At 59.1% G+C, this 11,645-nt stretch carries 9 protein-coding genes; 4 read left to right on the forward strand and 5 right to left on the reverse strand.

The features are described from left to right. Window positions 1-49 precede the first annotated feature (49 nt). Window positions 50-1,366: an isocitrate lyase gene (gene aceA, locus ACQR35_RS09335; RefSeq protein WP_430269853.1), complete on the reverse strand. Its 1,317-nt coding sequence runs from the start codon at window positions 1,364-1,366 to the stop codon at window positions 50-52. Between the two features lie 129 nt (window positions 1,367-1,495). On the opposite strand from aceA, the gene ACQR35_RS09340 reads away from it, so the two are divergent. Next, window positions 1,496-2,983, forward strand: a complete 1,488-nt coding sequence (locus ACQR35_RS09340) for a helix-turn-helix domain-containing protein (protein WP_430267449.1) — start codon at window positions 1,496-1,498, stop codon at window positions 2,981-2,983. A 103-nt stretch (window positions 2,984-3,086) separates the two neighbouring features. Here ACQR35_RS09340 and ACQR35_RS09345 read toward each other — a convergent pair whose 3' ends face one another. The 3 genes from ACQR35_RS09345 to ACQR35_RS09355 all read right to left on the reverse strand — a co-directional run bounded on the left by ACQR35_RS09345 (window position 3,087) and on the right by ACQR35_RS09355 (window position 6,169). Then, window positions 3,087-4,781 (reverse strand): M4 family metallopeptidase, encoded by a 1,695-nt coding sequence (locus ACQR35_RS09345; RefSeq protein ID WP_430267450.1) that lies wholly within the window; start codon window positions 4,779-4,781, stop codon window positions 3,087-3,089. Window positions 4,782-4,913: 132 nt separating this feature from the next. Then, window positions 4,914-5,399, reverse strand: a complete 486-nt coding sequence (locus tag ACQR35_RS09350; protein WP_430267451.1) for a hypothetical protein — start codon at window positions 5,397-5,399, stop codon at window positions 4,914-4,916. A 47-nt stretch (window positions 5,400-5,446) separates the two neighbouring features. Continuing rightward, window positions 5,447-6,169, reverse strand: coding sequence for a VIT1/CCC1 transporter family protein (locus ACQR35_RS09355; RefSeq protein WP_430269854.1), 723 nt, complete (start codon window positions 6,167-6,169; stop codon window positions 5,447-5,449). Window positions 6,170-6,358: 189 nt separating this feature from the next. Between ACQR35_RS09355 and ACQR35_RS09360 the strand changes: the two genes are divergently transcribed. Continuing rightward, on the forward strand, window positions 6,359-8,617 hold the full coding sequence (locus ACQR35_RS09360; RefSeq protein ID WP_430269855.1) for an MMPL family transporter: 2,259 nt from the start codon (window positions 6,359-6,361) through the stop codon (window positions 8,615-8,617). 144 nt (window positions 8,618-8,761) lie between these two features. Here ACQR35_RS09360 and ACQR35_RS09365 read toward each other — a convergent pair whose 3' ends face one another. Continuing rightward, complete coding sequence (locus ACQR35_RS09365; RefSeq protein WP_430269862.1) at window positions 8,762-9,610, reverse strand: hydroxymethylpyrimidine/phosphomethylpyrimidine kinase; 849 nt, start codon at window positions 9,608-9,610, stop codon at window positions 8,762-8,764. 152 nt (window positions 9,611-9,762) lie between these two features. Between ACQR35_RS09365 and ACQR35_RS09370 the strand changes: the two genes are divergently transcribed. Together ACQR35_RS09370 and ACQR35_RS09375 are read left to right on the forward strand one after the other, a co-directional pair. After that, a complete protein-coding gene (locus tag ACQR35_RS09370; RefSeq protein WP_430267455.1) occupies window positions 9,763-11,145 on the forward strand; it encodes an MFS transporter in 1,383 nt (460 codons plus the stop codon). 184 nt (window positions 11,146-11,329) lie between these two features. Continuing rightward, on the forward strand, window positions 11,330-11,593 hold the full coding sequence (locus tag ACQR35_RS09375) for a hypothetical protein (RefSeq protein ID WP_430267017.1): 264 nt from the start codon (window positions 11,330-11,332) through the stop codon (window positions 11,591-11,593). Window positions 11,594-11,645 lie beyond the last annotated feature (52 nt).

Raw genomic sequence — 11,645 nt, forward strand, 5'->3', positions numbered from 1 at the left:
TCTCAGGGCTGAGAAGAATCACAAATGCGAGTCAGTTGGGGAAGCGGGGTTAGTGAAACTGGCCTTCTTCGGTGGATCCCACCAAGGCGAGTGTGCTGCCGTTCGGGTTCAGGGCAGTGGAGACCAGATCGAAGTAGCCTGTGCCTACTTCACGCTGGTGCTTCGTGGCGGTGTAACCGCGATCTTCAGAGGCGAATTCCTTCTCCTGGAGCTCAACGTATGCGCTCATGCCATCACGGGCGTAACCGTGAGCCAAGTCAAACATCGAGTAATTCAAGGCGTGGAATCCAGCCAAGGTAATGAACTGGAAGGTGAAGCCCATGGCGCCGAGTTCACGTTGGAACTTTGCGATGGTCTCGTCATCCAGGTGCTTGCGCCAGTTGAATGAAGGCGAGCAGTTGTAGGCGAGCATCTGGTCCGGGTGCTCTGCCTTGACCGACTCAGCGAACTTGCGTGCAAGCTCCAGATCCGGGGTTCCCGTCTCCATCCAGATGAGGTCAGAGTACGGTGCGTAAGCCTTGGCGCGAGCGATGCAGGGTTCAATACCGTTGCGCACCTTGTAGAAACCTTCAGGGGTGCGCTCGCCGGTGATGAATTCCTGATCGCGCTCGTCCACATCTGAGGTGATGAGGGTTGCTGCCTCAGCGTCCGTGCGGGCAATAATGACCGACGGCGTATTAGAGACATCCGCCGCCAGGCGGGCTGCGTTGAGTGTGCGGATGTGCTGCTGGGTAGGGATCAGCACCTTGCCACCGAGGTGACCACACTTCTTCTCCGAGGCGAGTTGGTCTTCCCAGTGAACGCCCGAGGCGCCGGCGGCAATCATGGATTTCATGAGCTCAAAAGCGTTCAACGGGCCACCGAAGCCGGCTTCGGCATCGGCAACAATCGGGACGAGCCAATCTTCAACGGTCTGCTTACCTTCGGAGTACTCGATCTGGTCGGCGCGCAGTAGTGCGTTGTTGATCCGGCGAACAACTGTGGGCACCGAGTTCACGGGGTAGAGCGACTGGTCCGGGTAGGTGTTGCCTGAGGTGTTGGCGTCAGCAGCAACCTGCCAGCCGGAGAGGTAAATGGCGCGCAGGCCGGCTTTGACCTGCTGTACTGCCTGGTTTCCGGTCAGCGCACCAAGAGCGTTGGTGTAACCGCCGTTAGTCTTCTCCGCAGTGAGTTGCTTCCAGAGCTTTTCCGAACCGCGGCGGGCCAAGGTGTATTCCTCGGAGACCCGTCCACGCAGTTTGATGACATCGGCTGAGGAGTAGTCGCGGTGGACGCCTTCCCAGCGCGGGTTGGCAGCCCACTCGAGCTCCATTGCCTGTGCAGCCTGTTCGGGTGTCTGCTGTGCTGGCTCAAATGATGCAGTCATTTCAATCTCCTTGGTGAATCGCTCGTCGGTGAGCTTTTCTTGCTGTGAAATCAACTTTTCACTACTTGCAAGGGGGTGAATAGAGGTTTTTGATGGAAAGAAACGCATTTCTTCGCGTATGCTCAAGAAATGCCTAGTGTGAGCTGGAATACTCAAGTCAACGTCCCGCCGTCGTCCGATCAATCAGGGGGACTGGACGCGATTAGTCTTGGCCGCCGTCTGCGGCACCTGCGTAAAACCGCGGGGCTGACTCTTGACGATCTCGGTGCCGCTGTTGGTACCGCGCCGAGCCAGCTGAGCCTGATGGAAAACGGTAAGCGAGAACCAAAGCTGAGCATGCTCCAACAACTGGCCAAGGTGCTGGGTGTGAGCATCGATGAGCTGTTGGGTTCTGAGCCGCCGAGCCGGCGCGCGGCACTGGAAATAGAGCTGGAACGGTATCAGCGAGGGCCGCTGTATGAGTCGCTAAATCTGCCCAAAATCCGCATCAGCTCGCGGCTTCCGGTAGACGTCCTGGAGGCGCAAGTGGGGCTGCTTCATGAGCTTGAACGCAAACTCAATGAGCAGACTGCTACGCCCGAGGAAGCCCGCCGGGCCAACGGCGAATTGCGGGCCATGATGCGAGAGCGAGGCAACTACTTTCCAGAGTATGAAGCCGAGGCGCAAAAGATACTGGCGCTGGTGGGCTACACCTCAGGTCCGCTCAGTCAGCACGTGATTGCAGACATCGCTGGGAAACTTGGATTTACCCTGCAGCACGTGAATGATTTGCCCCATTCCACCCGCTCTGTGACGGACCTGAAGAATCGCAGAATTTACCTCACGCAGAGCCAGCGCACTGATCACGACCCCCGATCGGTGCTCCTGCAAGCTCTGGGGCACTACGTTATGGGCCACCAGACGCCCACTAACTACGGCGACTTCTTGATGCAACGCGTGGCTACGAATTACTTTGCAGCAGCGCTTTTGCTTCCTGAACAGGCCACCGTGGAGTTCTTGCAGCGGGCCAAGGCGGCCAAGGAAATTGCTGTGGAGGACATTCGTGATGCTTTCGCCGTCTCCTACGAGACGGCTGCGCACCGATTCACTAACCTCGCCACACAGCACTTGGGGCTCACCACGCACTTCCAGAAAACGCACAAGAGCGGGATTATTTACAAGGCTTATGAGAACGACGGCGTGACGTTCCCGATGGATCACACCGGCGCCATTGAGGGACAACCTTCGTGCAAGTCCTGGACATCGCGGGCCGTTTTTGATGTGGCGGATAAGTTCAGTGCCTACAGTCAGTACACCGATACGCCGTCGGGCACTTTCTGGTGCACGGCACGCACTGAACGATCTGCTTCGGGGGAGTTTTCACTCTCAATTGGTGTGCCGTATCAGCATGTGAAGTGGTTCCGCGGCCGCGAGACCACGGCCCGCGAAAAGTCCACTTGCCCGGATCCGAGCTGCTGCAAACGCCCACCCGTGGAGTTGGCGCAAGAGTGGTCCGGGCATGCGTGGCCCTCGGCTCGAGCTCATTCGCACTTGTTGGCCGCCATGCCGCCGGGTGCATTCCCCGGCGTGGACGAGACCGAGGTGTACTCCTTCCTGCAAGCTCACTCAGGTTCCTAGCTCCTCCAATCCGCGAGGTCGGTGCATAGCTCCGTTCGCCCAGGAAAATTACGGGGCAAACGACGCTATGCACCGACCTCGGCAGGACGGGGATGCAGAATAGCTACTTCACGGAAACGGCGTTCCATGCCGAGGCGACTGCTGCGGCCTCGGGGGAAGTGGTTCCGTAGAGGTCCCCTGCAGCCTTAATGGTGGCGGTGCGTGCGCCAGAGTAGTTGGTGCTAGAAGTCATGTAGACGGTCAATGCGCGGTACCAAACCTGCTCGGCCTTGTCGCGGCCAATGCCAGTGACTACCGAACCATCACAGGTGGGGGAGCTGTGCGCCTTGGCACCAATGGTCTTTGCACCAGAGCCTTCGGCCAGCAGATAGTAGAAGTGGTTTCCCACGCCTGAGCTGTAGTGAACATCCAACTGGCCAACGCTCGAGCTCCAGCAGTTCGCTGAAGAACCGTCAGAAGCCGGGTTGTCCATTCGACGTAAACCGAGGTGGTTCTTCAGGTCGAATTGCTCGCCAATGTAGTAGTCGCCTTGGTCGGTGGTGTTGTTCGCATGGAACTCGACCATGGTGCCGAAGATGTCAGAAGTTGCTTCATTCAAGCCGCCGCTCTCGCCACTGTAGGTGAGGTTGGCTGTGGAACCGGTGACGCCGTGGCTCATCTCGTGACCAGCCACGTCCAGTGAAGTCAGTGCGCCATAGCTCACGCCATCGCCGTCGCCGTAGGTCATCTTGCTGCCGTCCCAGAAAGCGTTGACGTAGTTCACGCCATAGTGGACGCGGTTCCACGAGCCCTTACCGGTGTTCCAAACGCCTGCCCGCTGGTGAGTCTGTTGGTAGTAGTCCCAGGTCTTAGCCACTCCGTACTGAGCGTCCACTGCTGCAGAAGCGCGGTCAGCCTTAGTGCCCGTGCCCCAAGTGTTGTCGGCGTCGGACATCGGCGACAAGGTGACACAGCCGCTGCCGGTGTTCTGGCAGCGGGTGGAGTCCTTGCCGTTGTTCATGTCGCCGGTGTAGTTCCCGGCGCGGCTTGGGTCCTCGAGGAGGAATTTGCCGCTTGCAGACGTGGTGGTGAGTGCCACGGAACCTGCGTAGAGGCTGTTGCCGGTGCCGGTGTAGCTGCCCGTTCCAAAGGCAGTTTGTGTGGGGTTGGTCGGCGTCTTAGTGGGGGCTGCGGTGGTATTTGGTGCAACAGCGTTGACAGTGGTGATCGTTTCGGCGGTCGCTACAACTTTTCCGCTGTTCGCATCTACGTAGCTGTGGAGTCGACTCGGCGTCTGGCCGTCGGCCTGGTAACCGGTGGTGGTCACATCCCATACCAAGCGGGGCTGCGCAGTTGTTGCATCAACCGTGAGCACTGGCGAGCCCGCTGCGACGCGGCCCTTCGTGGCTACTGCGTTGGTGGCTGCTGCACTGCCAACAGTCGGCTTGGTTGACACGGAAATGGGGGTCAGCTGGGTCAGGTCCTGCCCGGTTGCTTGGCCTTTGGCATCCAAGTGCAGAACGAAGTCGCCGCCCCGGACCGGTAGACCTTGGTAAGTGCGGTTCATTCGAACGTGGGTGTCACCGTTGTTGTCCTGCAAGGCGGCCACAGCTTTTGCTGCGAGCCCGGGATCCTTCAAAAGGCCGCGGTTGGCCGTGAGAGCTGCTTGAGCCTTGGGCGCCACGGTTGCGACGTCCACGGCGTGGGTGCCGAGATTGTTCGACGGCGGGGCGGCGGTGGCTGCCCCCGAAATCGGCCACAGCATGGCACAGGTGAGTGCGGTCACCGCTGCGCCGTGAAGGATGGATTTTGCTGTCATTCCTGACTCCTCGATAAGAGTGATCCTGCCCACGAGAACGAGGCATTGATGACAGTATGAGTCAAGCTACTGCAAAACGGAAGAGGGCTTGTGACTTAATTGTCACAAGCTTGTTGACGGACGGCGCGCTCTCTACCGGCCCAGCCAAACTGCCGAAGCGCCAGAATGTCCAGTCAGAATCGTGTCGTAGATCAGGAAAGCCCCGGCAGCAACGCCAAGGACGGACGTAACGGGCCCCACCCAGCGAATTTCGAGCACCCGTTGTATGCCGCGCAAGGCATCCCAGCGCTGCAAAACGCTTGGGAATGCTGCCAAGATCTGTGCCACCACCACTAGGAAGAAGATGAACACCACCACGCGGAAAGCACTTCCTTGGGCAGCGTGAATCCGAACAGCCTCAGAGGCGCCCAAGGCGTGCTCAAGCTGTTCCCCAGCCTCAGCCGTGATCACAGCCAGCGGCACCAGAATCACCGACAGCACACCCAAGGGCCACGCAAGGTACTTCCGGGAACGCCGCCAAAATGCGAATACCACGGCGCCTACGCCCGCCAAAAGGGCAAAAATGAGCACTGCATGGATCAGCAGAATGTGTGCGGGTAAGCCACCGATTTCGATCACAAGAAGCTCCTCAAAGGGCTGGACTAACAAAGCGGATGAGATGGGTCCTAAACAATGCCTGTGGTGCCCAGAAGCAGCCCCACAGCATAGGTGAAGGCCATGGCAAGGGCGCCACCAATAACCAAACGAATTGATGCTTTGCGCTTTGAGCTTCCACCCACCCGGGCACTGATGGCACCGGTGAGTGCTAGGGCCAGAATCACGGCAACGAAGGTAAACGGAATACGGATCGACGCCGGCAGAAGCACCGCCGTCAAGAGCGGCAGGATGGCGCCAACGGTGAAGGCAACGGCTGAGGCGAGGGCTGCGTGCCAAGGGCTCGCAACTTCTTCTTCGTCAATGTTCAGCTCGGCTGATAAGTGCGCTTTGAGTGCGTCGTGCTCGGTGAGCTCAACAGCCACCTGACGCGCCGTTGCTTCGCTCATGCCCTTGGCCTGGTAAATCTCGGCCAGTTCGGCAAGTTCGCCTTCGGGGTCCTCGGCGAGTTCACGGCGCTCCAATTCGATGAGCGCACGCTGGCTGTCGCTCTGGCTACTGACCGAAACGTACTCGCCCAAGGCCATGGACACTGCGCCACCCACAACGGCAGCGGTTCCAGCAATCAGGATGGGAGTGAGATCGTTCGTGACACCAGCAACACCCACAACGGTGGCGGCAACGGAGACGATGCCGTCGTTGGCGCCTAGGACGCCAGCGCGCAACCAGTTCAACCGGGCAGCGATGCTGCTGTCGTGCGGTTCACGGGCGGGATGTTGCATTGTTTCGGTCATAGTGGCAGTAAATCATCTGATTCCACACCGCGCTAGAGAGGATTGCATAGCCTATGTTCCGAATACTGGATTGTATTGCAGGCCTGTAACCAAACTAAGCCGGTTGATCCCACGATCAACCAATTGGTTGATGCTCTGTCCCCAAACCGCACGTAGCGTCAAACTATACGTACGAGCGAAAGGGCATTTATGTCTCGGCAGGCAGTAGAGCCAGCACAGGATCCGCACCAAAAAGGTGCGGATGTAGCACGTCGATCAGACGCACACGGAGGCGGAAAAGCACCTCGGGGAACCAAAAAATCCCGTCCACCCAAGTGGTTGCGAATCCTGATCCCCGCCGTCCTGATTGTGGTGTGGCTGGCTGTATTCGGTATGGGCGGAAAGTCCTTTGGCGAGGTTAATAAGGTTGCCGTGAATGATCAGGCCCAACAGCTGCCGGCCAGCGCGGATGCCACGGCGGTGCTGAAGGCCCAGGCAAACTTCCGGGATCAGAACATTGTCCCGGCCACTCTGGTGTTCGCGAAGGATTCTGCACTCACCGCCGAGGACAAAACGGCCCTGAACGATCAGCTCAAGTCCATCCAAGGACTTGAAGGTGTGGTCCCAGACTCGATCTCGCCGCTCGTGTACAGCCAGGACGGCAAGGCCGCCGAGGCTTTTGTTCCCCTCGACAAGACCGTCAAAATCGCCACCACCGTGAAGTCGATCCGAGCCGAAATTCAGGACCACGCGCCGTCGGGCATTAACGCTCACGTGACGGGTCCCGCGGGACTCACGGCAGACATCTCCGGCGCGTTCAGCGGACTGGACGGTCTGCTACTTTTGGTGGCGCTCGCCGTCGTACTGGTGATTTTGGTGATCGTTTACCGCTCGCCGTTGCTGCCGCTTATTGTCCTGGGAACGTCCATGGTGGCGCTGACCGCAGCGATTTTCACTGTGGTGGCGCTCGCGAAAGCCAACGTGTTGGTGCTCAGCGGACAGACGCAGGGCATTCTGATGATCTTGGTGATCGGCGCGGCAACCGACTACTCGCTCCTGTACGTTTCGCGTTACCGCGAGGAATTGCGGGACCGCGAAAGCAAATGGGATGCCACGTTGGCCACGCTCAAGGGTGCTTTTGAACCGATTGCTGCCTCTGCCGGAACCGTGATCGCTGGCCTGCTCTGCCTGTTGCTGAGCGATCTGAACTCGAACAAGGCACTGGGCCCGGTGGCCGCGATCGGTATTGCGTTCGCGTTCCTCGCCTCCCTGACGCTGCTCCCAGCATTGATGCTGTGGGCTGGCCGTGTGGCATTTTGGCCGGTCAAACCCAAGTTTGGCTCCGAACACCCCAACCGTGAAGGTGCCACAAAGGGTGTGTGGCCCAAGGTTGCTCGCCTGGTTTCCGGGAAGCCGCGCACGGTGTGGGCACTTTCTTTGGTTGTCCTGCTCGCTGCGGGTGCTGGAATGCTTCAACTCAAGGCCGACGGCGTTCCCACGAGCGATTTTGTTACCGGTAAGTCCGACGCGCGGGACGGCCAGAACGTCTTGAGCGCGCACTTCCCGGGCGGATCCGGATCACCGGCTGTGATACTCGCCCCGGCGGATAGGCTCGCCGAAGCGGCCGCTGTCCTGTCCAAGAACGACGGCGTTGAGTCGGTCAGCGTGCTGGCCAAGGAAGCGCCCGGCGGCACAGCCCCGGTCACGGCTGAGGGAATTCAGGCAGTTGGACGCCCGGGTACCCCGGCTCCTGCTGCGACGGTGGTGGATGGCCAGGTCATACTGCAGGCAACGCTCAAGGACGCCCCGGAATCTGACGCGGCTGAGAACGCTGTGAAGGAATTGCGTGAGGTCTTCGCTGGCAGCGACTGGAACCACAGTGTGCTGATCGGCGGAACCACAGCCGTGGCCATCGACACCAACGAGACCACCATTCACGACCGAAACCTCATCATTCCCGTGGTGCTGGTAGTGATCCTGCTGATCCTGATGCTGCTCTTGCGCTCCATCGTGGCGCCGTTGCTGCTGATTGGCACCGTAGTAGTGTCCTTCGCCGCAGCACTGGGTGTCTCCGCACTCGTGTTCAACCACGTGTTCAACTTCCCCGGCGCAGACGCCTCGGTTCCATTGTTCGGCTTTGTGTTCCTTGTGGCCTTGGGGATCGACTACAACATCTTCCTGATGACCCGAGTCCGCGAAGAATCGATCAAGCACGGAACCCGTACTGGTGTGCTGCGTGGCCTCACCGCCACCGGTGGTGTGATCACCTCGGCAGGTATTGTCCTGGCCGCAACGTTCGCCGCACTAGGAGTTCTGCCGATTATGTTCCTCGCGCAGATTTCCTTCATCGTGGCTTTCGGTGTGCTGCTGGATACTTTCTTGGTCCGCACGCTCTTGGTCCCGGCGCTCTGCTACCAATTGGGTGACAAGATTTGGTGGCCAGGTGAGCTCAGCCGCCGGTCTGCGTAACCAAAACCGCCGGGTTCCAACCGCCGAGTTCCAACCGCCGAGGTCGGTGCACGGCGTCGTTTCCCTAGGAAATTACCTAGGGAAACGACGCGCAGCACCGACCTCGGCGCGTTCGTTGAAAGGATGCACCGACCTCGGCGGGTATTACTTGGCCGCGCCGCCCTGCCACAGGGCGGTGAACGGTGCGCCGGAGGTGACGCGATTCTTGATACCTTCGGTGACAAACGCCTTAGCCGTGCGTGCAGCTTCCAGCGGGGTAGCACCCTTGGCGAGCTCCGCAGCCACGGCCGCAGCCAGCGAGCAACCCGCGCCGGACACTGCAACTTCCCCCACCTTCGGGGCACTCAGAACTTCCAGCGTGGTGCCATCAAAAAAGACGTCGACGGCGTCGCTGCCGCCCAACCTGACGCCACCCTTCGCCAAAACCGCGGCGCCACTGATGGCGTGAATCTTGCGGGCTGCTTCCTTGAGATCTTCAACGTCCTTGATCTCCATGCCGGAGAGCGACTCGGACTCAAAGTGGTTCGGAGTGACAAACGTGGCCAGCGGCAGGATGCTCTCCTTGAGCGCTGTGTCAGTGTCCAGCGCGTGGCCGGGTTCCTGGCCCTTACAGATCAATACCGGGTCCAGCACCACGTTCTTGAAGGTGGTGTCTGTGAGTGCCTGGGCAACCGTGCTGATGGTGGCCGGGCTGCCCAACATACCAATCTTCACGGTGTCCAGTACCTTTGGTGCCCCGGAAGCAGGACCGTATGCCGCCGTCGTCGCTTCCAGTTGGTCTGCAATCACTTGCTGATCCACCGGGACAAAACGGTGGTTCCAGTTGTCCTTGGGGTCAAAGGAGACGATGCAGGTGAGGTTCACAATCCCAAAAACGCCGAGTTCTTGGAATGTTTTCAAGTCCGCCTGTGCGCCTGCGCCACCCGTGGCTTCGGAGCCAGCAATGGTCAGGGCAATCGCGGGGGAGTTGGTGTTGGTGGCTGAGGAGGTCATAACAACTATCCTGCCACTGTGCTTTGTGGTGGTCATATCTCAGGCAAATCTGAGCGTGAACAATATGACCAAAAAGTGACTGAGACTCGAGGTATCAGATATGGTGACCCACGGTGTGGCCACCGTCACTCCGTCCCAGGAAGGTTCACTCAATGAGCACCCAAACCCTCGAAGCAGCGCAGACCCGCCGCGCTGTGGCGAATATCCTCAAAGGCTCGGCCGGAAACTTGGTCGAGTGGTACGACGTCTACATCTACACGGCCTTCTCGGTCTACTTTGCATCGCACTTCTTCAGCTCCAAGGACCCGCTGCAGTCCAGCTTGGAATCGATGGCCGTTTTTGCCGTGACCTTCCTGATGCGGCCCATCGGATCGTGGTTCTTTGGCCGCTACGCAGACCGCTACGGCCGCCGCGCATCGCTGACCTTGAGCGTGACAATGATGTCCGCTGGCTCGTTTTTCATCGCTATTCTGCCCACCAAAGAAGTGCTGGGAGTGTGGGCGCTAGTGCTGTTGATTGCGGCACGCCTAGTCCAGGGCTTCTCCGTTGGCGGGGAATACGGCACGAGTGCCACCTACATGTCCGAGGCTGCCACCGTTAAACGCCGCGGCTTTTTCTCCTCGTTCCAATACGTGACCCTCATTGGTGGGCAAATGCTGGCCCTGCTGGTGTTGGTTGTACTGCAGCAATCCCTGGGTAAAGACGCTCTCGGTGAGTGGGGTTGGCGTATTCCCTTCGCAATCGGCGGTGTAGCAGCCCTGGTTGTTTTGTGGCTCCGCCGGTCCATGGAAGAAACCGTCACCGACGAGCAGAAAGCAGCCGCCGAAGCCCCAACCGCTGGCGAGGCTCGTCCGGGATCCATGAAATTCCTGCTGACCAAACACTGGCGTGCGCTCTTGATCTGCATTGGCGTGACTCTCGGTGGAACAGTTGCGTTCTACACGTACACCAACTTTGTTCTCACCTTTATGAACAACACCTCCGGCATCCCCAAGGAACAGACCTCCTGGATCAACTTCTGGGCCCTGCTGATTTTTATGTTCTTGCAGCCCGTCTACGGCATGATCTCAGACCGTGTTGGCCGCAAGCCACTGCTTTTGTGGTTCGGGATCCTCGGTGTGCTGTGCACATGGCCGCTTATGAGCGCGCTCGGTGGGACAAAGGATCCCGTGCTCGCGTTCTTCCTTATGATGGGTGGGCTCCTGATTGTTGGCGGATACACCTCCATCAATGCACTGGTTAAAGCTGAGCTTTTCCCCGCCTCCGTCCGCGCGCTCGGTGTTGGGCTTGGCTACGCGATCGCTAACTCACTGTTTGGCGGAACCGTGCCACTCATTGGTGCAGCGCTGCAGAAGGCCGGGCATGTTGACTACCTCTTCACCTACGTCACGGTGGCTATTGGTATCTCGCTACTGGTCTACATCTTCGCCCTGAAAAACAAGGGCCAAACGCACCTAGACCGCGAGCGAGGCCACGCATGGAAGAGCCAAGTCCCCAAGGATGCTGGCGTGACTGCCGGCAGCACTGCCAAGTGATGGGTTGTTGTGTATGGGTAGTGGTTCCCATCGACAGTGTGTGAGGGGCTGGGTAGGTTTTAGGTAATGGTTCTTCCGGAAATCGCCGGGAACCGTATATGGGGGATACCGGCAGGAAAAGTTCGGTTCCGCAGATGATGAAGGAGTGAATGTTATGGCTATTTGGGGTGCAGATATGAATGTTATGGCTATTTGGGGTGCAGATATTGCTCAGCTCAAGACTCTCGGTACGAAGCTGCAGGCTGGCTCGACGGCGATCACTGAGCAGAAGACCACGTTGACTAAGATCCTTGGTTCCACCGACTGGAAGGGCCCGGACGCTGACCGTTTCCGTAACGAATGGTCCTCACACCACGTACCGTCTTTGGCTAAGGTAGCCGAGGCTCTGCGTGAAGCTGGCCAGAAGGCAACCAAGAACGCTTCCGAGCAGGAGCAAGCTTCCCACTAAGTTCCACAGTGGGCGTAGGGCCCGGACCGTCAACACGACGATCCGGGCCCTA

The organism is Pseudarthrobacter sp. J1738 (genome assembly GCF_050490315.1).
Lineage (GTDB): Bacteria > Actinomycetota > Actinomycetes > Actinomycetales > Micrococcaceae > JBNPEO01.